The organism is Vibrio sp. FF145 (genome assembly GCF_041439075.1).
Classification (GTDB): Bacteria; Pseudomonadota; Gammaproteobacteria; order Enterobacterales; family Vibrionaceae; genus Vibrio; species Vibrio tasmaniensis_A.
Map to the genome: position 1 here is coordinate 1 of NZ_JBGONH010000067.1, position 22,890 is coordinate 22,890.

The following is a 22,890-nucleotide window of genomic DNA, read 5'->3' on the forward strand; positions in this document are numbered from 1 at the left end:
CGCGATGATAAAAGCGTTGAACAAGCTCACTGGGTTAGGTATGCCTGAAACTTGCTGTATTGACTAAGAAACGCACGAAATGGGGCTGCTCTGTCTCTAACTGAATTACGCAACAAAGCCGTGCTGATGACACGCAAACTTGTCACCTCGCGATTCAGATAAAATGAGTTGTAACTTTATCTACCCGTTAGCTACATAAATTTCACATTAATTAAAGCCAGATCAATATGAACATTTTCATTGCAATCATGTAAAGCATGAACCTTATCTTTAATTAAATGCATATTTTCAAAAATATTATTCAGCTCGTTATGGTCAAATTTATCCTTTGGTAAGGACACGCCTAGACATAGTTCTTCGTTGTTTAGTCCAATCCAGCAGCTTCCAAGTAAGTCCCGCTGCATATTTAAACTTAACCAATCACTCATCTTATATTGGTCTACAATGACATGTAGAGGGGTATACAAGGTAAATAAATCTGATTGCTTTGGCGATTCTAGAACCCAAAGGCTTTCCTGATTATCGATTATTTCAATCGCATCGGATTCAACGGGGATCTCAATTCCCCATAGTTCAGCAAGTTCTGATAATACGGCTTCAAATTTCAACATTACACCTCAATAATTTACTTTGCGAAAACAAGGGATCACGTGCGATCATCAAGTTTTGTTTTTAAGCTTTGCTCTGTAGCCATTCGTTCGAACTTAGCAGTGCATCTAGTTGCTTTTTCGCTGGAGAGGCGATGGTAAATGGCCCCAATTTATAACTTTGGCAATCTGATTTTAGTGATTCAACTTGCTTTGCCACTAAATATTGCATCCAAGGTTTATTCGATAGGTCGGTTAATTTCATTGCCTCCGAACTGGTTGATATATCGTCTTTCAGTGCCTGTAAGTGTGAAATATCCATATATTGATAAGACAGACGTTCAGCTTCGTTTTCGGCACCTTTAGGGTGAAACAGCTGAATTAGTCGGCTTCTCCAACTTGGTTTTGGCTCTAACAATAGAGGTTTTAGATTCGTCAATTTTGCCATCATTCTATCTACATCAATATTTAATGGGTTAATGCCGAGTGTGTTTACATTGGCGACTTCGGCTTCATTTGGAAGTTTTTCGATATGGAAGCCAATGTTCTGATTTAACCTTGATAGGTGATTCTCGAATGAGTCTGTCTTTTCTTTGATTACAAAATTACTGCTTACAATGTTATCAAAGTCCCCAATACCGTAGGTTTTGTTCGTATCGAATAGCGTGTGTTTACTTTGATCATTTACAGGTAAATCTATGCTAGGGCTTAGTTCTTTAAACACTGTTCCTTGCCCTCTAAATTCTGTTTTTCTTTGTAGTTCGTTATTTTTATCAACAGAATTAGTTCTGTTCACTGCTTTTACTAAAGCTTTTTGGAAGTTACGACATTTTAAATCTGCTTCTGGAAACTCTTTTACATTAGACTGGTAGAGGTTAGTTTGAAGTTCAAGCTTTTGTAGCTGTGACGGTAATTGTTTCTGTTTTAGTGCATTAAGTTGTTCTTGTTCGCTCACTTCCTGTTTTACTACTTTTTGGAAGGTTGCAGCGGTTTCGGTAGATAAGTTGCTTTTTAATACCACCTTCAGTGTTGTAGGCAACAGTTGAGACATAGGACCTAGCGTAGAGGCCTTGTTAACTCTCAACATCTGCCCTAATGTTGTCTTATTTGTTAACGCTTTTTTTACTAACTTCCCTAAGGAACCATTAGGGGAGTGCTCTTCAGTTAGCTTACAAAACTTACTTGCAAATTCTTCAGCCATTTTAGGTAATGATTCAAGTTGGTAACACCCATTAGAGTATGTCATTGACCAATCATAAGAATAGCTCTGTGCGTATTCAGCATGTTTAGTGCTTGAGCTAGCATATGCGTTAAATAGTGATTCAAATTCTTTCTTGATAGAAGTGCTCTCATGCTCATAATAGTTTTGTAACTTAACGTCTGTTACTTGCTCTTTAGTCGCGTTTTTTTGATTGTCAGCTTGCTTGCTCTTTTCTATGGTTGTTTTTTCTGATGAGCTTATGCTGCCCTTAGATGTCTCTAGGCTTGGTTCTGATGTTACTCCTAGTGAAGTAGGCGCGGTTTTTGATGTCACATTAGTATCTGACACAGGCCTATCAACTAAAGGTGATACGACCGATGGCGACTTGAGTTCGATAGTATCTTTATGGCCTTTCTTCGGTGCTAGAGAAATAATCTCGCTGAAAGATTGTTGGACTAGAGCTTTAAATTTAGGGTAGAACTCACCTTTAGTTGGAGAGTGTCCTTTTGTTATATCTGAAAGTAACTGTTTAAAGCCCCCGACTTTACTTGGAAGTGGGCAGGTGACGTTGAAATCTTTGCTTACCGTTACATTCGCAATGTTTGACAGTTCTTTTACTCTTTTCTTTTCACTGCCAGGTTTACTTATCAAATACTCGGATAAAAAGTTTTCTAGTTTTTGTGAAAAAGACATTTTGTTTTGCGAGTAGAATTCTTGTGTCCCTTTTGGTGATGTATAGGCGTGATTGAAATGAGACTTGCCAGTCGTTGGGCTTGCGACGCTTGAACCTATAGAGGTTTGTTTTGCTGATGAGGCATGTACACTTTTTACGATACTTTGAGTTGATTCTGCGTGGTTGCTTTTCTTTATTGCTGTTGAGTTCATCGGTTGATGAATCGCTGAGATAGTAGGCATTGTGACCTCTTAGAACCTATATAAACACCGAGAGGGTAGTATAGGTTAAGAGTGCCAAGGGGGGCTCTCAGTATTGGCCTATTTTTTTTATATATCGAAATGAAAGGGGGCGAGCTACCTCCTTACCTTGACTAAGAACAGCTAGATGAAGTAAAAACGATAATTTATAAGAACCAGTGATTTAGCCAGTTTGCTATACTCCCCCCCTCCTGCTGTAAGTATGCTTGCAAGCTGGCAACTCACTAAATCCAATAGAACCGTTACTAAGCTCTGCTCTCGAAGACTTCAGGGGGTAAACACAGACTCTGACGACAGAGTCCGATCCTTGTTTACCCACTGCGGTGAATCCAAACACTTCGCAAAGAGCTTTACAGCATAACTCTTCTTGAGCATCAAGAACTGTTCAGGGGAACCTCACACTAGAGAGCTTAATTGCGTAACAAAGACGATTAAATTCATTTGTTCTTTGTGCTACACATCACGACAGTTTAGAAAATCAACAAAATAAAAGCCACTTTCGACATCGTAATTATACTATTTGTTGTTTACTAGCAAGATAAAACAGAAGGAATAAACGATGAACACATTACAAGTTCTAATAAAAGAGTTTTGTGAAATAAATGAACTACCTCCACTTTATTTTGCTGAAGAAAATCGTTGCCAATTATTAGTTGATGATCGTTACGTTATTTACTTTAGTGAGGCAGATCAAAACGATTTTGTTTTATCGGTGGTTTTTGGCGGTCTCGAAAAAAGCGGTGAACTGAGACTGAAAGGTCTTGAACTCATTGCGCATGCTAACTATTTCGGTATCGCGGATGGGAGCTTGACCCTTTCACTTGCACCAAATGGTAGGCAATTGGTTCTTGCGGGCAGAAAGCCGATTGAGTACTTAAACGCAGCGAGCCTATCAACTTGGTTTCACCTTCTAAATGAGCAAACCCTACTCTGGCAGGCTCGATTTGCAATGTTAGACCAAGACCCAACCCAATTTATCAATCCAGAACAATCCCACATTGAGACACTTAGAGTTTAAGGAGTTCACCCATGGTAATTTCAACTAGCCAAAGCCAGATTCCGAGCTTGGATCAATTTCGTACTGTCGCGGCACAAAAAGATAAGCGGGTGATCAGTAAGCACGGTAAAGCCAAAGAGCCGTCGACCTTTCATAAAGGGCAAAAGTTCACGGCAGTGAGTGACACCATATTGCGATCTACATATCAAAAGTACCACCAAGAAAATATTAAGACCCACCTTGATTTAAAACAGGCGCTGCTAAAAGAAGAAAAACCAGAAACGGCATTATTGGCATTCTCTCTTGTGAGCACAGCAGGGTATCGTGGCGAGCCTTTAACTGCGCGTAAGGTCCTCGAAGTCGTAAGCCTATTAGATGAAGTGAAGATTGACGATAAAGCTTATAAAAATCTAAAAAGCACGTTCGATTCGATCAGCAAAGACCCACGCTTACAAGTCAGCATCGAAAACCAATACCCAGGCAAAATGGACGGCTTAGGTGCTGAACTGCTTGAGATGGCAAAAGAAACAATCAAAGGGACTGGTATCAACGCAGTAATTAACTTGGCGTTACCAGGTGTTGGTTTGTTGATCGCCACGGGGCGTGAATTACATAAGTCGGCAGTCAATGGTGATGCTGAGGCGCACTATCACCAACTAGAACAGATTGCGCAATTGCCCGGTCATGACCAAAGGTTGGCATTGCCGATACAACAAGCATTAGCGCACGAGCACGCCACTCAATCTGCTGAAGGTGCGGTTGGAGCGACCTTAGGTATGGCGACGGGAAGCCTTGGTGCATTTGGTGTCACCTCTGTGGGCACAACTGGTGTCCTTGTTGTTGCAAAAGAAGCGCTAGGCAGTGTAGCAGCATCTGGCTTAATCACTGGTTCTGGGTTTGTAGCCGGTCAAGCGAGTTCCTACTGTCTGAACAACGAAGTTCAAGAGCAAATTCACCAAGAACCTATGTCTGGTGTGTTACCTCGAATTGAAGTGTCTAACAGCAAAGGGAAGTTCTCCTTTAGTATGCAAGATGCTGCATCAGGACGTGCTTTGATTGCGTACCTAGGCCCAAAAGAAGACAAATCTATGACATCACCTCAAGCACCGAAAGAAGCTCAGGATATGGAATTGGCGCGCTTAACGCTTAAGAAAATGTTGGGCTCTGATGCAAGTGAGAACTTGGTGCCAGATGTTGGATCAACGAATAAATTGAGTATCGAAGATACACCGAGCCAAACTGAGTCAGAGGCCAACAGTGCACTTAAGAAGTTGCTCAAAGAAGATTGGGACTGGCTAATGCCAGCAGTAAGATCTATCGACCAAGGAAAGGCACAGGATATCAATAAGACGTTGACTTACAAGCTCCCTCTAGATACACCGAACGGACGAGTATACTTGGATAAAAGCCCGAACCTCGATCAAGGCCAACTCTCGGCGCTAGAAAAGCTTGGTTCACCAAGTCAGCTAAGGTTGATGTACTTAGCAGAAGGCTGGATTTAATCGTCAATATCATACCCAAGTTATTGACGATGAAATTTTTCCGTTACACGCTCCCAAAGGACGAGTTCCCTTGGTTTGTATACCTTGTTTAACAGTTTTTGATTTAGAAGCATTGGCTCTACAAATTGTTGCCTCGCTTTCAAAACCCGACATTCTCGCCAAGCCAAGTATCTCGGGCAATAGATTTGAAAGAGGATAAGCAACTCAAGCTGAACTGAAGAACAGTTTCAATAGAATCATATATAAGGTTGGCCGTTGACGGATAGTCCCTCATTGTGTGCCAACCTTTGATATTCGAATAGCCTATTATTATCCGTTAATTTGATATCAGCGATGATTCCGAGCCTAGACGAGGTATTGAAAGGGCCCCGCGATAGTTAATCGCTATTGGCTTCGCAATCAAATGCCACTTAGCTTGTACTCAGTTTTTATCTGCCCCAACACGAGCTTATTTGATGAAGCATAAGCATAAGCACTGATCATATGAATGGTGTCCGATAATGTATTCACGAATATCAAACCAGCCTTTTGCGCCCGCACCGCACATAACGAGCCAAAAAGGACTTCAAACAGGCAATCAGTAACACCCATTAAAGTAAAAATATGATCTAATTGAGGTCGTCGAACTCTTGCAGAAAATAGCTATGGATAGCCTTAATAAGACAGATTTTAAAAAACTAGCAAGCCAACAAAAAACCATTCAAATGAAGGTTTGTTTACTAGCACTTGCCCACTTCAAAGAAGGTCACTAGCACACTCAAATTGCTAAATACCTCAAAGTCAGTCGAACTAGTGTAAACAAATGGGTCCAGACATTTCTTGAAGAAGGATTGGAAGGACTTCAAGAGAAACCTCGCACAGGCAGGCCTGCATATCTCAATGTAGAGCAACGAAAACAACTCAGCGCGTTCATTAAGAAAGAAGCAGAGTCCCCTTCTGGCGGGCGCCTTGTCGGGAGCGATATACATGATTACATCGTGGAAAACTTTGATAAATACTACCACCCTAATTCTATCTATTATCTTCTCGACCACATGGGCTTTTCTTGGATAACTTCTCGATCCAAACACCCCAAACAATCACAGCAAATCCAAGACGATTTTAAAAAATTCAAAATAGAAACGATCCTTAAGATCCTCGGTCATATTGGGCTGGAGAGTGTTGATGTCTGGTTTCAAGACGAAGCTAGATTCGGACAACAAAACACAACGACACGCTTGTGGGCTGAAACAGGAACGCGCCCAAGGGCGCCAAAACAGCAGCAATTTGAGTACGCTTACCTGTTCGGTTCTGTTTGTCCTAGCTGAGGGATTGGAGAAGCTATGGTTGTGCCTTGGGTCAATAAAGACATTATGATCTAACACTTAAAGCAAATATCCGATATCACAGACAAAGGAAGGAAGGCATGCTGTAGTAATAATGGATGGCGCAGGTTGGCATACCGATGATATCGCCCACAAATTTGATAATGTCAGTATCATCAAACTTTCCCCATATTCGACAGAGCTTAACCCGATAGAACAAGTATGGAGTTGGTTACGACAACACTACTTAGCGAACCAAAGCTTCGAAGACTATGAGGACATTGTTTCCAAGGTATGCGTTGCGTGGAATAGGTTTCTTGAAGTGCCGAAAAGGGTATCGAAAATGTGCGCTAGAGAATGGATAGACTTGAGCAGTTAATTTTCCAGATTAATATCACTTACATTAAAAAAATAAAAGGAGCAAAGTAATACTGCTCCTTTTTGGTAGTAAATATTAGCAACCGATTATGGAATCTTTAGTCCAGTTTGTGGCTAGAAAAAATCACTTCAGATGGTGGGAACATGTTGGAAACCGGTGGATGAGCAATATCACCAAACATTCTCGCACCAAATGCTGAAGCTGCCCAAGGGTCTACAATTTTCACATCTTTATTCCATGAGCTTGGGTCTTTGATATCACTACCGTCCTGTCTACCAACCAAAACATACAAGTGCGTGCCTGAGTGTCCTTTCTTGAATGCCACTACTTCGACCTTAGTGTTTTGATTCGCATCACCCTGCATCCCTTGAATCATTTCAGCGGCCGCGGCAAAGGCAAACGTAGTACAGCAACCGGCTTTTGCGTCCTGAACGGATTTCGCAATGTTTTGAAGTGTCCCCATCTGAGGGCTATTGCCTCTTTGAGCCGCCACTTGAACCATGTTTGCTGACATGGTCGCTTTTTTATCTTGTTGAACTCTTGCTGGATTTGCGTAGAAGCCTTCTAGTCTTGGCTTCGCTTTCGCTTGATAGAACTCAGATCTCTTATCACCGAAGGTATTAAGGTCAGTACAAGCGAAATCACCCAACTTTTGCAGTGTAGCTTGGTGCTTTCTAATCAAGGCATCTGCTGGAGCGGTTTTACCTGCGCTGGATGGTTTTGAAGTGCTTGAAACACTTGGCCAATTCTCTCTAGGCCCTGTCGATAATCGCTCTAGGTCTTTAAGGTTTCCAAGAGTCAACTTATTTTCACCATTCAGTACGTTTTGCATCATAGCTTTGGCGACACCTTTTGGCAGACCTTGCTTAACCAATAGATCAACGACGATCGATTTCGCTTTGTTTTGGTGATTGATACGAGAGCTTACGCTTGTGTTTTTCGGCGCACCTTCTTTAACAAAGATGTCCTTGCCTCCGTGAGCCCGAACTTCTTTGTCGTCCGATTGGTTTTGTGTAGATAACTGTGCAGTGAGTTCGCTCAGCGAATGCATATGTGATGTATTGATATTTACCATAACCCTAACCTTTTAAACAGAGATGAAAGTATGCAGCTTTTTATGTTGCTCAATCGATTGAAACTGAGCCGTTAGATATTGCTTCCACAGTTCACAAAGCTCCATAAGCTGAGTAATCAGGATAGAAACACGACTCACTTCTGAGGTAAGTGGTATACTTATCTGCATGTGTACTTCATTGTTTTTAGGGTCTATACAGAACTGTACCCCACCTGACTCCCGGTATAAGAAGTTATATTCCAAAAGTGTTTTCAGTTTTTTAATTTCAAATGACTCTTCATCTTGGCAAACCTTGATTGAAAGTAACAGTTCTTCTCTCTCATCCAAGCCTTGAACTTCAATCTCTTTGCCTGCAGACATATATACTGTCCACATTTGATAATCATATGCAGTCACCCGTTCAATATCGAGTGTGTTACCAAGCTCAATTAGTAAGGTATTTACCTTATCCATACTCACCTACCATCCTGATATTTAATATTGATGTATCTATTTAAAATAAAAGATATAAAATTTCGAATTTAAATACACCTATCACATTATTTTATTTTCCATTGTTGCTGGTTAATTTTGTTAGATTAACCGTTTTTAGAAAAACAAATTCAGTATTCTGAACGAACGTTACTCTCTTATGAGGCGATAGTTAATAGAGCCTTTAAGATAATCAGAGTTCCCGTTGATGTAAGTATTGTGCTCAATAACAGTCACAGAATATGCCAGATATGGTCGGCTTTTTTTCATTTTAAGCCGTTTATAAAGATCGGATGGGAAGCTAAGATAAAACTAGAGAAATGGTAGAAAGGTACAGTGAATAGAAAGTAAAGCTCAAAAAGCCCAGCGTTTTTCTGAGCTTTCGAGAGTTAAAGATAAGCACGTCAAGACTGTATCTGTTGGCGCTCACTGAATTGCTTAGTGATCACCTGCTTAAGAGCTTGCAGTTGCCCGTCGATACTGGCATCGATAATACCGACTTCAGTTTCCAGTATGCACCCACCATTTTTGAGTCTCGCATCTGCAATAACGTCAACATAGCCGACCTCCGGGAAGTCACTGAGTATTAAGGAAACCTTATCTCGCACCTCTGTCACTTGCTCGGGGTGCACGTGCAGAATCACTTGTTTCTGATTACTGACCAGCTGAAGCGCTTCCCTCACCACTATTGCCGTTGTTTCCACATCGTCGAAACTACTGATAATTTTGCTTACGGCATCAAGCACTACGCCAGTGATTTTCTGTTCGACTTGCAAGTAGTACTCATTACATCGTGCAAGCGTTGACATCATAGTTTCTGCGCTCTCTATCTTCGCTTGATCGATACCATCCTGGTAACCACGCTGTCTTTCTAACTCATAAGCATCGTCAGCTTTTGTAATAATGCTCTCGGCTTTAGAGTGTGCAGCTTCAACCAAGTGTTGCGAATCTAAATAACTCACATAATCCTTTGCTTTGAGAATCTTTAGACCTGTAGCCAACTGCAAGTTGTCAGTTTTTATTTCAACAAATGAAACCATTGAGGGATTACCTGTTTTGCGATTTTCTTTATAAGTCGATAAGCAAGATCTCGATGCGTTTCATCGAACCAATCAGCACTGAGTTTTGTTTGGGTTAATGAACAATCGAGCTTGAACTGCCACCTTTGTACAAGCTCTGATGGTGATTTCTCCAGTAAAAATGTGACCCATAGATACCCAAGTTCACGGGCTGCCTTTTCAAAGCTGGCTTCATCTAAACTCGCCGGCAATGTTTTTTGCCAACCGTTTGGCCAATTTGAGATCATCATTGGCCCGTGTTGAATTAAAAAACGCGTTTCATCGACACCAAAAATATGATTGAGGCACTGCTTTGGTTGTTTCAAGACAACTTGGCGCATCGATTCACAATACATTGCCCCACCAATCAGCAAAAGTAATTTGTTAGTCGTTTCAACTGGAAGTAACACCAAACTATTAAATGGATGATTAAAAACATGATCAGTAATCGTTGATAGCTGCCATTCTTCAATACACCATTGATTGATCGCAGCCTGGTGTCTCCAGTCTTGGACTCGTAATAACCAAGGCTGTTTCTTGCTTATCCAACTCTCATCAATATAACTGCAAGGACAATAATTAAACTGATGATAAATCTGAGAAACTGGCGTATCAGAATTAACCACGTTGCGCATTCCTACGACACCATGCAAACGTCGCTGCGTTAGAACCGATGATAAGTAGTAACAAGAAAACGAGGATAGCAATCAAGTTGCTTGCCGTGTCCTTGGTCACTTGAATAGACAAAATGCTTTCAAATTGCTTGCTTTGAGCCGTCACACGAACTTCCGAAGATGGTACTATGACAACGCTAATACGTTCGTAGTTAAGCCCTTCAATACTATTGTTCACTAACTGCTTAATTTGAGGTACATAAGAGTCGAGTGCCACATCCGCTGCGTGTTTAATAAACACTGATGCAGAAGCAGGAGTTGGACGTTCACCTGGACGAAGGTTTTTATCTTCAAGTACAATGTGAACGCGTGCCACTAACACTCCATCAATTTGTGACAGCGTTGATGATAGTTCTTGCGATTTCGCGTATATAAGCCTCGCCCTTTCTGCAATCGGAGACGAAATCAGGTCATCTTTCGGAAACACTTCTTTGAGTGTTGAGAACTGCTCTTTCGGGTAGCCTTTACGTTTCAGAGCATCAACCGAAAATGCGACTTGAGCGTTATCTACCATCAATTTTATGGTGTTGTCTTTATCCGGTTCTTTGGTTGCCACGACCCCCTCAGAAAGCAGAATAGACAGCATTTCATTGCCTTCTTTCTGGCTTACTCCAGTGTATAGCTCCGTCTGACAGCCAGCTAAAAATAACACGAGTAACATGCACACGGCACGTATTGTCTTCATCATGACTATTGGGCCTTCAACAATGTTTCTACATTCTGTGTCGTTTTACCTACCGTCTTGGCAATCAGCTCCTCTTGAAAGGTAATTCGACTCAACGCCCATTGCATCTGCAAGAGCTGAGCAGGGTCGTCACCAACCATTGCCATGCTATCGGTTAAGTTAGTTTTTGCATTGTCGATGGTGTTTTTCAGTTCGCTAATGTTTTCTAACAAGCCACCTTCTAAACCGTGGTTTCCCTCAGGCGATAGCATCGCTTGCTCGAAACGCTCACTAAGTCCCGCTTCAGCTTGTGCGTCTTGCACTTGCTCGAGGTTGGTTTGCATCACTTCTGTGTACTGCGTATTAATCATATCCGTTCCTATGAGAGGTCTAGTTTGTGGCTGTAACTCAACATGTTCTTGACCATGGCATTCTTTTGTATAACAAAGCTCAGTTCTTTTCGGACCACCTCCAATACTGGAGCTTGGGCAGGGATGTCTTTCAACTCACCCCAACAGTGCCAAAGCGCTTGTTCTTTTTGCGCACCAAGTGGGAAATGTTCAGAAAGCAACGCTTTCAACTCTCGGCGGTCTTTAGGGGGAGTCGCTAGCAAGCGCCCTGAAAAACTGCCCAACAGCTCATGCTTAAATAATGCCAACAATTCTGGTGATGCTTTATCAGTGCCTTTTGCGCTTTGTTCCTGACTAAAGGCATACCATAAGGCTTTTTTTTTCTCACTAGGCGAAATAAACGCGTCTTTAAGCGTTCTGCTAAGCGCTGCTGCGCTGAAGTCTCCAGAACGTTTTAGTGCTTCGTACCACTCTTTAATAGCTGCTGTTCTACCTTTAGACCGCGTGACACTATCCGTATTTTTTTTCGTAGTCGGTATGTTCTTATCTGGTGGGTTCTCACTCATCAAACGGTTCATCTTGTTCGCATCAGGTGTATCATTCCGGGGTGCTTTCGGCACCTGACTGAGCATGTTGTTGATTCCGTTGCTTTCAACCTTCATTAAAGGTTCCTGATGTCTTTAGAAAAACTCATGGCAAAGGCTTGGTTTTCTTCATTGCCTTTTAATGCCATATCTAACCACGATTCGGCTTTGCTTAAGAGCCCAGCTTTTCCTGCCGCTAGCGCAGCCAGACCGATTAAGTCTGGGCGTGTCACGCAAAGCGGTTCAAGTAAACGATGAGCGTCCTCGTACAAGCCACGATTCATCAAACTCATTGAACGAATCATAGCAACGACTTCTTCTGCATCACCTTGCAACTCAAGGCATTCCGCAATGGTATTTGCCTCTTCATGACGATGCAGACCGGTTGCCATCAACGCTGTCTCAGCCAGAAGTAAACACATGCCTTTATCCATAGGTTATACCTTCTGCAGAATTGATTGCATCACGTCTTTGATTGCACGTGTTGTGGTCGCATTGATGTTATATACCACAGACCATTTGTTGATTGTATGCTGTAGCTCTGCAAGCTTTGAAGGATCGTCTGCGTTCGTTTCTAAGTTTTTGATCGCGGTGTTTACCGCTTCATTCGCTGTTTTTGATTGCTGTAACAATTTAGCTTTAACTGCGTCGAGGTTAACGCCTTTACTCGAATCATAAAATGACATATATATCGCCTTCTTTTATTTGTTGTCTAGAAATGTTTCAATTACCGTTAATGCTGCTTGATAAGCCTCGTGCTGTTTGTGTAGCAACTGGTATTCTTTTGGTGAACAGCCAAGATGGAGCTGACGCTTTATCGCTGATTGCGCTTGCTTGAACTTAAAAATGATCACCTCTTTTTCTTGCTGCCCTGAATCGCCTTGTAATAACTGCTCAAGATTAGTCATTGTTATTTTCACCTTCATACTCTAGATCAATAGTGATTACCCGCCCGCGTTTTACGAGTTCAATTCCTGCCGGAGTAACGCTTGAAATACGGTACCCTTGAGGAGTGCGAGCTCCTACCATGTAACGAACATTGTCAGTGAGGATGACATAAGGAAATAGGCCAAAATTCACGCTACGAAACGGAAAATCGATGTTTGTTCCTTTGCTCACTTTAGGAATAGATTTCAAGACAAGATATGGTTTCTCGCCATACTGCTCTCGAAAATCTCTCGTTACACCATAAAATCGAGTTGTTTCAACATCATCAAGCTCGCCACGAACTTCAATACGATCACCGCTAGTAACAAGCTGAACTTTCTTTAAGAGCTCCGCTTCTCCTAACAACTCTTTTAGAGTAACCATGTATGCCCCCGCCCTTTGTAGCTCTACTTTCCAAGCGATAAGCCCTGGGACATCTCGTTCTAAGATCTGCTCAACTTGGTTCCAACGACTTGCATCATCAATGTAACCCGTTAACAGCAGCGTACCTGTCTCGTTACCATTTTCTACTTTTACTTGGTGATAACCGAGGTTTCGTAAGATAAAACGCACACCACGACGTATCTCTTCCATCGTTCTCAGGTCACTCTTGTAGTTGATACCTAATGCATCAATTCGACCAAGCAGTTGTACCTTTTGCGTTCTATCTTCTACGTAACCTTCAAGTACAGCCTGTAGAGCATTGGCATTCCATTCAACGCGAACATCGTTCAACTCGAGTTCACTAAGAATATTGCGTACCAAGACTATCGGCTCCGCTTCTGTGATTACGTCTTTGTCGCTCGCATGCACTTGGTCGTACCAAATACCTATAAAGATAACGCTTGGGATCAGGCCACAAATCAATCCGATGAGCAGCATTTTCTTCCAACCCGATGATGGTTTATGGCCAATTGGTTTCGCTTGCTTGCTTGCTACGTCATTTGCCATCTCAATAACTAAATCATCTTCCAAATAACCAACAGCAAAGGTTAAACGACCCACAGAAACCAAGGCTTTTCGCGACAAATCAACGCCACCGGCATCAACGGCGATAATTTCGTTATTGACTGAGACTTCTTCACACTCACGTAGTGAAACCGTTTCACCATCGCAAACTAAAACGAGGTGACTTGCTTTAATGCCAGAGTCGGTTAAGACTAAATCAGCGGTAAAGTCATCACTACCCAATACCAATGAATCGTTGGGTAAAGTGACTTCCACTCCGGAATGAACACCGGAAAGAATACGAATTTTCCATTGTTGCATTGAGGTTACTGCTCCTCTAATGGTCGAACGCAATGATTCTCTGAGCCATTACACTCTTTAATTTGTACTCTCCACCCTTTCTGCCCCGTAGGAAGCTCACATTCTGCTAACAACGATGACTTTCCTTGTGACAACAAATCTTGCTGATAACGTACTGCTTGTACTTCCTTTGTACAGCTGTACAAAGCAAGTGCTGATTTAAGGCCTGCACTGTTATTGGAAATACTATTCAACGTGCCAATCTTTGGCCTTAAGTCATATTCATTTCCGATAAGTACGTTGTCTCCGATACCATCGACAACAATTCTTGGTTCTATAATGAACATACGTACTGTTCTTCTCGTGGAGCTTTCCGTGCTTCTAAACAAAGCGCCGAGGTATGGAATATCTCCTAACAAAGGAACTTTTCGAAGCTTGTTGCTAATTTCATCACGGTATACTCCACCAATCAGCAAGCTTTGCCCCTGCTTTACCGTTGCCAAAGTACTAATTTCTGTTTTACGAATTGAAGGAACACCATCAATGTCACCATCGGGGATTTCCGCACCATCTTCTAGATGCAGACTCAAATTGATTTCAGGTCTTTCAACCAAACGGTCGCCAACGATGCGAGGTACAATTTTCAATAACGTTCCATAAGTCACTTTCTCTAGTGCTGCGGTTTCTTTGCCTATCAACTTGACATAAAATGTACTGCTGTTATTAAGGACCGCTTCCACATTTTCTTGTGTTAACAAGGTTGGTCTGGAAACCACTTGCGCACTACCTCTAGATTCAAGCAAACGAATTTGAGCCAATAAATAATTTAGGTTCGTCGCATCAAGCAGAGACTTAAAATTTTGCCCACTACCAAGCTTGACATCACCATTACCTACGTCACCAGTTGTTTTGAGGTCCAAAATACTGTTGTTACCCACTGCAAGACCAGCTCGCCAGTCAACACCCAACTGACTTAAGTCATTAGCACTAATATCAACGATAGAAAGTGCGACTTCGATCCTTGACTGCGGTTGATCTAACTGCGCCACCAACTTGTGATACAGCGGTAATCGAGCTTTTGTATCACGCACAATGATTGCATTTAAACCTGGTTCTGCTTCAACCGATGCACCGCTATGTAAAGAGACATTATTAGTAATTTTCTTAGGCGTATTGGTTATTACTTCTTCGTTCTTTTTCGCCACTTTAACCTGAGTTTGAACACCTGAAAGCACTCGGCTTAGTACCGAAGCAATCCCAGGAACCGTGACACCTTGGTCACGATAACTGATCTCTCGATCTGTCGCAGATGCATACTTCAAGGGAATAATATCGACAAACAATTCATCTGTTGAATTGGATTTCTGTACCAGTCTGCTTTCCAGTGCTTCTGCCGTTTGCACAACTAAATCGACGTATCTCGGTGGGCCAGCTAAGTAAACCAGCCCCTTATTTTCCGCTGCACGCCAGCCGTAACGAGAATCCCAAATCCCTGTCGAGATCAGGGTGCTACGTAATTCGCGAGCTGTTAACAGTTCGAGCTGCAACAATTGTGAACGGGTTTCTGTCGCTTTGTATACATGCAGCACTGCACCGTCGAAGTACCACATCAAGTTGTAAACCTGTGCCAGATAATCGAGAAACTCGGCTGGATCTTCTGGTGAAAATCGACCACTGGCTCGGTCATTTACCTTGTCGCTAACCGACACTGAAACACGGTAGTTTGCGCCAAAGTTATTCAGCAGTTCTTTTAGTGAATCATTGTCCGCGTAATAACGAAACGGTTGATCGACCCAATCAAGCTCAGAGGTATGTGAAGGAACTGCTATTATCAAACTTGAAACGTACACTACTGACAGCACGATTCTGCTTATTTGTGACTTTAAAACTGCAAGCATTATGGGATCCAAACACTGTGACTAACAGTATGATTAACACGTTGATGTTCGAGCAAATCATTGAACTGCTCCACTAAATTTACGTGCTGAGCAAGCTGCGTGCAAAGCTCTTCTGTCGTTGCACTTTCCATAATCATCTTCCCTTGCATAATCAACTGTTCTTTGTCATTCACCGTCAACGTGCTGCGTGTATCTCGCAACGTTTTCAAGGAGAGCTGCATACAATGTTTTAGCGCCTGCTCTTTTTGAAAATCAAGGTGCGATTCAAAATAAAATGGGAGCACGGTTTCCCACAAGATCCATGATGAGTGCTGGCTAATATTAAGCTGCATCTGGTCAACTTCGATATCATAGGAACCATTACTTGAGGCAATAAAATCCCCCTCCCTTAACGTTTCCGCTAGGGATTTCATCATTTTATCTAACATATTTAGTCCTATTTAAATCTGCCTGAGATTGTTACAAGCTTGCCCGCACTCATTGTTTTGAATATCAACGTAGTAATGATCCACTCTGCCAACGGTTTGCATATCTTGAAACCATTGCCAAATTTTAGCGACGGCATTTAGATCGCTAAACACAAGCTCACATGCATCCCAAATATCGCTCAGCTCAGGAGCTTGTACTCGAGCCTGGCTACACCATATTTTCCATTCAGATATAAATTTATCTGATACTCTACCGCACTCATATAAGCCCTTGAGTTTATCTAGAGTTGGCTTCCACTCTTCAACTAGTGCTCGATGAGATTCAATAACTTGATTTTGTTGCTCATTGAGAACGCGAAGTTGGTCATGCAATTCACTATGCTGATTCTCAATGAGATCCAACTGTTGTTCAGCAAAAAATGTGCTACTCGCTTCTCCGGACAATCTCATCCAATACTCTTTCTGAATACTCAGTTGATTGATTAACTGTTCAAGCTTGATGGAGTCTTGTAGCGCCCTCTGATCCGTTTGCTGATTGCACCATTCATTTAAGGTTAAATACATCGAAAGAATTAGTGTCTTAGGTGACGCTAGATTGAAGCGGTAACCTAATCGCTGATTAATGTAATCCAGTCTTTGTTCAAAAGAGTTCAACACCCGTTCGTCACTTAGTTGCCCACCCACTTCTAAGAAAAGGCGCATAGCAGAGCGGTCTAAACACGTTCCAAGCTTTTGATATGTTTTAATTAGCTGACTTGCACATAAACAATCAACAACATTACGATCAAGCAAGCGCTGCAGTAAAGACAATTGGTCGTAACTCAGAACACCTTCACTGAGTAGCTGTCTGTGGTTTACATTAACAACGTTAAGCTCTTGAGTTGATTTAGGTAAGCCCTCGTACCTTGCGCCTCGCTGCAATACAGTGACCTTCCTCTGCAGCACAATGTTGTTAGGAAAAAGCGAACGGCGTCGCCAATGCTGCTTTTTCATTTTAATCTTCTCCGTATCTACTTCGAGCAATCCAGAAGGAAGTAGAGATAATAGTTTTGCTCATCGTTACGCTGAGCATAATAGGGTTTACACCCGTTAATGCCTTTCAAAATTAGTCAGAAAATTTTAGTCGTCAGACATTTCGCTTAACAATTACTACCGGATCATCTCCAGAACGGACCTTACTTGGTGTCGTTCCAAAGCGACGACGGTAACTTTGTGTAAAGTAAGACTGGCTTGAAAACCCCGCTTCCATCGCAACATCGACAATGTTCATCTTGCTTGTGAGCAATAGTTTGTGAGCGTGTAATAAACGACGTTCACTGATCCAAGCTCTAGGGGAGATACCATAATATTCGTTAAAAAGCTCTTTAAACGTAGTCAGACTCGCACCAAACTCTTGAGCATAGTCTGTCAGTTTCCACTCTTTAAGATAATGAAGATCCATAAAGCGACGGAGTCTCTCTGAGGTTCGATTTGTCAGTTGTGATAACAACGCGTAGAGGTGTTCACCTTGGTCACCATGCAGTAACAAGATGAGCATTTCCTCATACTTTAAGCGCATAATAGCATCAGGAAAAGATTGCTCTTCTAGAGTATTAATCCCTAATAACGTCTGTTCTAACAATAAGTTTAGAGTAAAAGGGAATAATCCAGACTGTACATCCTCAACCTTTGGCAACGACATCAAAAGGTCACTATGCTTTTGCAATAGTTGACTCACCAGTTCATTGTCAAATTCGATAACCGAAGCCGCATATTGACCGCCTATCGGTGTGTATTCTAGTAAGTAATCCCCTTGAGAAAGATAAACCCCTCGACCAGCGACCACGTCTAGCGTACAACCCCCGGTTTGCACCCTCAATTGACCATTGTGAACGATAACAATATGAGACTGGCTAGAATGAAACACTTCATCGTATTTTTCATAGCAGCACGCACCATGAATTTTTCGCAAGTGCGAGTCGACCCTTTCGGCGTTTAGTCGGCCTAACACATCCATTTTCTACCCTTCATAATTTTAATTCCTCCAGTTCAAACAAGAGAAACTGTCGAAGCCAGCAGTGCGATTGCAAATGCAGACCGATTACCAATAAATAGTCCATAACACTACCATCCAACCCGAATAATAACGAATAACCAAGCGCTAACTTCGATAGCAAAAATAATTCTGGCAAAAAAGTATTTTTGATATCGTCGTGACATATTTTTGATAGTTAATTAGTATTTTCTAATTTTCAACTGGTGATACAAAAAGAAATTTTACATTAAACACATGAACGTGGTATTTTTAAAGTTCGCTTGATTTACATTCCAACCAATAAGTGCGACATGCTTTATTAAAGCACCTGGGGATAGCCATATATATTCAAAGGAACTGATGCTTACATAATAAAAAACCCAATGACCTTATTTTAAATATACCTAGAACTAGGATATCCTCCAACGCATTAAACATAATAATAAAGGAAAATATTACTTCCTAGTAATTATTATAAGCCTCTAGGTTTAAGTTGGTATATACACTGCCTTGCGTAAAGATATATCGCTCTTCCTTTTTTGCGATAATCTCACCTTGATAACGCAATATAGCGCGCACTTTCATCTCGCCATTTCCAGCTTGAATCGGAGCAATAACAAACGAGTATTGAACGGGTAACTGAACCCCTTGATACTCTTGTTGTAAAACAGTAAAACACTGACTATCTAAAACCTGACACACATCGACGCTTAGAAATGTACTCACTGGAGCGGTGTAATTATCAAACGTTATCCAACCAAATAGTGCTCCTTGAAGATGATTAGAAAACCCATTTGACACTGGGTTTTTGGTTGCACAACCGCTTAGCATCAATGCAAGGAATATTAAGCAATAAGAGTTCTTTTTCATAGGAGACAAGTATTCATCTAAATTGTCAGTGACAAAGTTATGGTTACCCATGGCATCAAAGCGGTTTAATCCAGTAATAAGGGGCATTTCGCTATACTCGCTATGGTTATCCGTTGTTATCTATCAAGGGCTGGAGCAATTTGACCACTGCAATTAGTATCATCAATACAGAGACCCCCCTTCGTATGGAGCACGCATAGCCTCTTTGCACGGTCGCGACTATCTACTTATGAAATACATCGTTTACTGGCACCATTTAGAAAAGGGCAATCGTTGCTTTGGCAGTTCGCCAAAGTAAATCAAGCAATCATGCTTCTCAAAAACATAACTGACCTCATCATATAATGCGCTGAACCCTCGATATGCAACATGCTTCCTATCCGTTCTTGCTAACTATCTATATTCTAATGAAATATCTTTATAAATAAAGGATGAACTCGATTGCATCACTTTTACACAAATCAATAAAATCAATAATTTAACAACAAACAAATAAAAAAAAAGTCCTAGATACCACTTAGTTTTATCCTTATTACCCGCCATCACTCACAACGAAGGGAATACATTTCTGTCGTAAACAGGTCTTGTTAGCTAAAGTTAACAATCCAAAATTATAATTTATTGACAGCAGACGACTTTGTTGCGTAATTCAGTTTTAACCACTCGTTAATCCTTTATATCGACAAATTCTTGAGTTTAAACTTCTTCTATCCAGCGAAAATTGAAGCGAGCCAAGGCGAGCAGATCATGACAAGAAACGAAATGCGTCAAACGCTTTTTGAGTATATATAGGTTGATTACTATCGAACGAAAAGGCAATCTTACGATCACCTTTTGTATTCATCATTCCTATTCATCTAGATAGATTCACAAATAGGTATTCTGGTGAGTCTATCTTAAAGGTTGGCAATGAACTGCTGGTTAAACTGAGCGTTTACTTTGCGGTTAAGCTGTTCGTATTTCTCGGTCAATTCAATTTGTTGAGTCTGTAGTTGACCGGTGGTCAGGTTAGCAGTGTGAAGCTGACGCATCTCTTCCATAAAGCCATTTGTTAGCTGGCTAAAGATGGCATCTTTGCCGATGATAAAGCTAGTGAAGTTCTCTTTTACAAACGCTTGTTCATCGCTACTCAAGTTTTCTAGACCAAGGCGAGCTTGATTCGCTGAGGTCACATCATCAAACGTCGCTTTTGCCGGATCAGTACCAGGATTTAAGTACGCTGCTTCATTTTTGAAGTCTTCTGCTGTATGTGTTTGTGCGTTTTCAATCAGCTTTTGAGAGGAGCCTCTTACTTCAAATGTAGACTGTACTGGCTTGTGGTCGCTGACATTATCAAACCCTTCAGTGATAACACTGGTTTCATGGTTTTGTAAGTTGCCTGTTTTATTTGTTAAGCCAGTATTATCGAGCTCACCGAAGTCAGGTCGGTCACGACCTTCTTTTTGTTTAATATTACCAGTGTGCTTATCAAGCTGCATGTAAGTGTGACTATTAAGAGGATTGAACTTAAAGCCATGCTTGGCTAAATGCGTATCATCATGTGCGACTGGATCGTACATCACATCAGAACCTTGAGCGGTGCGTTTTTCACGCTCATTCAGATCACCAGTGATCAGAACCTCTTCATGCGGTTTGCTCCCTTCCATCAACTTGTTACCTTCGAATTCACGTTTGACTTCTTTGTTAGAATCCAAGTGTGCAGAAATGACGTTTAGAGCTTGACCATTGATCTCTAGAGCCGTTTTTACGCCACCTTTGTTACCAGTGATACCCATGAAGAATTCCATGTTTCGACCACCGATACCATGACGGTATTCAGACTCTTTTTTGACGTTAATATCGACGCCGTCTTTTGCAAAAACGGACATTGAAGTGTAGCTAACACCTTCACCAAGACCTTTCGTCATAACTTTCATTTTGTTTTGACTCAGAAGGTTCATACCATCAAGTTCAAGATCGTTAGCAAGCAATTTAGACTCTTGTTCCGCAAACAAAACCACATCATAGTCACCTTTTTGAATCAGGTTCTGGAAGTAGTTCTTTGTGTCTTCCGGCATCTTTTGGTTTGCTTGGTTATAGGTCAAAGTTAAGACCTTAACGTTGCCGCTGCCTTCTTTTTTATGCAGTTGTTGATTCATCTGATTCAGCTTTAAATCACCGTTTTTTGAAGAATCGGCTTTACTAAAGAAACGATTAAAAAAGCTTCGGTTTTCTTTTTGTTTTAGAGTAACGTCACCATCGCTATTTTTAGTTACGCTGTACTCTTTACCAAATACAGAACCAAATTTAACGGTATCGCCTTCTTTGACGCTACTTTTAATATTTTGAATATCTGCGAGGTCTAAATTACCTCGATGCTGGCTATTAATTTGAATTGTAGACATACATTAAACTCGTATTTTAAATAAGGGAACTTAAACAAAGATCCCAGCAGGAAGTGTTTCTGGGATTGTCTCTGCGTTATCCGCTTGTTCAATAAAATGGTGCCATTGCTCCATTCTTTCTAACAGTTGCTGAAAAGTGTTCTGCACATAATCTTGAGGTTTGTTTGAGAGAAAAATAACCTTGTAGCTCGTTAACCTTCGGCTATCGGGCATTAGACCGATACCGAAACCACCACGGAAAGGTTCCAGAGCATGTTCACCAATCGCGATAGCAATCGTTTCTGGAAGAGGGGTTGGCAACTCCACAGGGCTGGTGAGAGACATGTGTAAGCTAATGGTGGTTTCGTTCTTAAATACGGTTAAGAAAAGTGCTTCATCATGATTATTCGTATCCGATGATAACTCACATTGAAATAATCCGTTTTCATCAAAATCCACGCCGTTACCTAAAAAACTGATACTTTCCTGATAAATATCCATTGTGTTCCTTCTGTGTATTTTTCTGAGGGTTCTTATTCGTAGTGAGAAGAATTATAAAGATGAGGGAATGGCAAGATATTAAATACGGGCGGAAGTTTTTATACTCAATGAACTTTAAGAGGCTTTGATGCTTAATTTAGTTTAGAGACAGAGTCGCACCGTTTCGTGTGCTTCTTAGTCAATACGACAAGTTTTATAACCCAGTAAGCTTGTTCAACGCTTTGCTCATCGCATAAGTTTCACCCACCTGTGCATTGTAATTTCTTAAGCTCATCGTCCTCCTAGTAACAGAGAATGAATGCATTGTTGCTTAAATCAGTTGAACCTTTTCCAAGTCTTGTGATCTGATCCTTTATGGTAGTTAGAACGGTGGTGACATGGGTAAAGCGGAAAAGAAGATAACTAACTGGGCGGAATACAATAAGGCTCTGTGCAAGCGTGGTAGAGGTTTCCAGTATTCTGATACCGCGATTGAAACTGCCTTGATGATTAAGGGGATCTTCTATCCGCCATTACGTGCTCTTCAAGGCTTTATTGATTCTATCTTTGAGCTATTGGATGTTCCACTGACGTCCCCTGACTACACCTGTATCAACAACCGTTCGAAGACAGTTCAGGTCAAATATCGCAATAAATCCAAAGGAGCTATTCGCCATATAGCGATTGACTCGACTGGTCTCAAAGTTTTTGGCGTCGTTGAACCTCAAACTGATTTGATCAACAACGCCGAGAATGAGTGGATTCCATACATCGCGGAAAATCTAAAGTAAAATGGCTATGAACTTATGCTAGGAGTGGGTTTTATTATGTAAGCGTGTCATGAACCCCGCATTCTAATCTTTCAGCGCGAAGAATAAGATCA

Annotated in this window: 22 protein-coding genes and 2 pseudogenes; 4 read left to right on the plus strand and 20 right to left on the minus strand. The window is 41.4% G+C overall.

The window, feature by feature from the left end; all coding sequences use genetic code 11:
* Nucleotides 1–191: 191 nt before the first annotated feature.
* Nucleotides 192–611, minus strand: a complete 420-nt coding sequence (locus tag ACED42_RS19435) for a type III secretion system chaperone (RefSeq protein ID WP_017096482.1) — start codon at nt 609–611, stop codon at nt 192–194.
* Between the two features lie 61 nt (nt 612–672).
* Nucleotides 673–2,703, minus strand: a complete 2,031-nt coding sequence (locus ACED42_RS19440) for a hypothetical protein (protein ID WP_017096481.1) — start codon at nt 2,701–2,703, stop codon at nt 673–675.
* Between the two features lie 577 nt (nt 2,704–3,280).
* On the opposite strand from ACED42_RS19440, the gene ACED42_RS19445 reads away from it, so the two are divergent.
* The 3 genes and pseudogenes from ACED42_RS19445 to ACED42_RS19455 all read left to right on the plus strand — a co-directional run bounded on the left by ACED42_RS19445 (nt 3,281) and on the right by ACED42_RS19455 (nt 6,903).
* Nucleotides 3,281–3,739, plus strand: a complete 459-nt coding sequence (locus ACED42_RS19445) for a CesT family type III secretion system chaperone (protein ID WP_017096480.1) — start codon at nt 3,281–3,283, stop codon at nt 3,737–3,739.
* Nucleotides 3,740–3,750: 11 nt separating this feature from the next.
* A complete protein-coding gene (locus tag ACED42_RS19450) occupies nt 3,751–5,220 on the plus strand; it encodes a hypothetical protein (RefSeq protein WP_017096479.1) in 1,470 nt (489 codons plus the stop codon).
* A 644-nt stretch (nt 5,221–5,864) separates the two neighbouring features.
* A pseudogene (locus ACED42_RS19455) lies at nt 5,865–6,903 on the plus strand (IS630 family transposase).
* Nucleotides 6,904–7,000: 97 nt separating this feature from the next.
* Here the strand turns inward: ACED42_RS19455 and ACED42_RS19460 are convergent.
* The 18 genes from ACED42_RS19460 to ati1 all read right to left on the minus strand — a co-directional run bounded on the left by ACED42_RS19460 (nt 7,001) and on the right by ati1 (nt 22,028).
* Nucleotides 7,001–7,978: a hypothetical protein gene (locus ACED42_RS19460; protein ID WP_017096476.1), complete on the minus strand. Its 978-nt coding sequence runs from the start codon at nt 7,976–7,978 to the stop codon at nt 7,001–7,003.
* 12 nt (nt 7,979–7,990) lie between these two features.
* Nucleotides 7,991–8,431: a type III secretion system chaperone gene (locus ACED42_RS19465; RefSeq protein ID WP_017096475.1), complete on the minus strand. Its 441-nt coding sequence runs from the start codon at nt 8,429–8,431 to the stop codon at nt 7,991–7,993.
* 422 nt (nt 8,432–8,853) lie between these two features.
* Nucleotides 8,854–9,489, minus strand: coding sequence for an HrpE/YscL family type III secretion apparatus protein (locus ACED42_RS19470; protein ID WP_017096474.1), 636 nt, complete (start codon nt 9,487–9,489; stop codon nt 8,854–8,856).
* Nucleotides 9,468–10,142 (minus strand): SctK family type III secretion system sorting platform protein VscK, encoded by a 675-nt coding sequence (gene vscK, locus ACED42_RS19475; protein WP_017096473.1) that lies wholly within the window; start codon nt 10,140–10,142, stop codon nt 9,468–9,470. The genes ACED42_RS19470 and vscK overlap by 22 nt, the downstream gene beginning before the upstream one ends.
* Nucleotides 10,126–10,869, minus strand: coding sequence for a type III secretion system inner membrane ring lipoprotein SctJ (gene sctJ / locus ACED42_RS19480; RefSeq protein WP_029223148.1), 744 nt, complete (start codon nt 10,867–10,869; stop codon nt 10,126–10,128). Before sctJ ends, vscK begins: the two co-directional genes overlap by 17 nt.
* A 2-nt stretch (nt 10,870–10,871) precedes the next feature.
* Nucleotides 10,872–11,216 carry a type III secretion system inner rod subunit SctI gene (gene sctI / locus ACED42_RS19485; RefSeq protein ID WP_017096471.1) on the minus strand — a complete coding sequence of 115 codons (345 nt, stop codon included), beginning with the start codon at nt 11,214–11,216 and terminating at the stop codon, nt 10,872–10,874.
* An 8-nt stretch (nt 11,217–11,224) separates the two neighbouring features.
* Entirely contained in the window at nt 11,225–11,857 is a 633-nt protein-coding gene (locus tag ACED42_RS19490) for a YopR family T3SS polymerization control protein (protein ID WP_017100154.1), read from the minus strand.
* Complete coding sequence (locus ACED42_RS19495; RefSeq protein ID WP_017096469.1) at nt 11,857–12,213, minus strand: YscG family type III secretion system chaperone; 357 nt, start codon at nt 12,211–12,213, stop codon at nt 11,857–11,859. The genes ACED42_RS19490 and ACED42_RS19495 overlap by 1 nt, the downstream gene beginning before the upstream one ends.
* 3 nt (nt 12,214–12,216) lie before the next feature.
* Nucleotides 12,217–12,465 carry a type III secretion system needle filament subunit SctF gene (sctF, locus tag ACED42_RS19500; protein ID WP_017096468.1) on the minus strand — a complete coding sequence of 83 codons (249 nt, stop codon included), beginning with the start codon at nt 12,463–12,465 and terminating at the stop codon, nt 12,217–12,219.
* 15 nt (nt 12,466–12,480) lie between these two features.
* Nucleotides 12,481–12,687: an EscE/YscE/SsaE family type III secretion system needle protein co-chaperone gene (locus ACED42_RS19505; RefSeq protein WP_017100155.1), complete on the minus strand. Its 207-nt coding sequence runs from the start codon at nt 12,685–12,687 to the stop codon at nt 12,481–12,483.
* Complete coding sequence (gene sctD / locus ACED42_RS19510; protein WP_017096466.1) at nt 12,680–13,975, minus strand: type III secretion system inner membrane ring subunit SctD; 1,296 nt, start codon at nt 13,973–13,975, stop codon at nt 12,680–12,682. The genes ACED42_RS19505 and sctD overlap by 8 nt, the downstream gene beginning before the upstream one ends.
* Before the next feature lie 5 nt (nt 13,976–13,980).
* Complete coding sequence (sctC, locus tag ACED42_RS19515) at nt 13,981–15,852, minus strand: type III secretion system outer membrane ring subunit SctC (protein ID WP_017100156.1); 1,872 nt, start codon at nt 15,850–15,852, stop codon at nt 13,981–13,983.
* On the minus strand, nt 15,852–16,280 hold the full coding sequence (locus ACED42_RS19520) for a YscB family type III secretion system chaperone (protein WP_017096464.1): 429 nt from the start codon (nt 16,278–16,280) through the stop codon (nt 15,852–15,854). Before ACED42_RS19520 ends, sctC begins: the two co-directional genes overlap by 1 nt.
* 12 nt (nt 16,281–16,292) lie before the next feature.
* On the minus strand, nt 16,293–17,273 hold the full coding sequence (locus tag ACED42_RS19525; protein WP_371703824.1) for a T3SS regulon anti-activator ExsD domain-containing protein: 981 nt from the start codon (nt 17,271–17,273) through the stop codon (nt 16,293–16,295).
* 133 nt (nt 17,274–17,406) lie between these two features.
* Nucleotides 17,407–18,276 (minus strand): helix-turn-helix transcriptional regulator, encoded by an 870-nt coding sequence (locus ACED42_RS19530; protein WP_017100158.1) that lies wholly within the window; start codon nt 18,274–18,276, stop codon nt 17,407–17,409.
* A 480-nt stretch (nt 18,277–18,756) separates the two neighbouring features.
* Nucleotides 18,757–19,251, minus strand: a complete 495-nt coding sequence (locus ACED42_RS19535) for a YscW family type III secretion system pilotin (protein ID WP_017096461.1) — start codon at nt 19,249–19,251, stop codon at nt 18,757–18,759.
* A gap of 809 nt (nt 19,252–20,060) precedes the next feature.
* On the minus strand, nt 20,061–21,548 hold the full coding sequence (locus tag ACED42_RS19540; RefSeq protein WP_371703826.1) for a VPA0450 family T3SS effector inositol phosphatase: 1,488 nt from the start codon (nt 21,546–21,548) through the stop codon (nt 20,061–20,063).
* A 30-nt stretch (nt 21,549–21,578) separates the two neighbouring features.
* Nucleotides 21,579–22,028 carry an Ati1 family type III secretion system chaperone gene (ati1, locus tag ACED42_RS19545; RefSeq protein WP_017096458.1) on the minus strand — a complete coding sequence of 150 codons (450 nt, stop codon included), beginning with the start codon at nt 22,026–22,028 and terminating at the stop codon, nt 21,579–21,581.
* Nucleotides 22,029–22,405: 377 nt separating this feature from the next.
* Here ati1 and ACED42_RS19550 point away from each other — a divergent pair.
* A pseudogene (locus ACED42_RS19550) lies at nt 22,406–22,720 on the plus strand (transposase); the annotation flags it as partial.
* Nucleotides 22,721–22,890 lie beyond the last annotated feature (170 nt).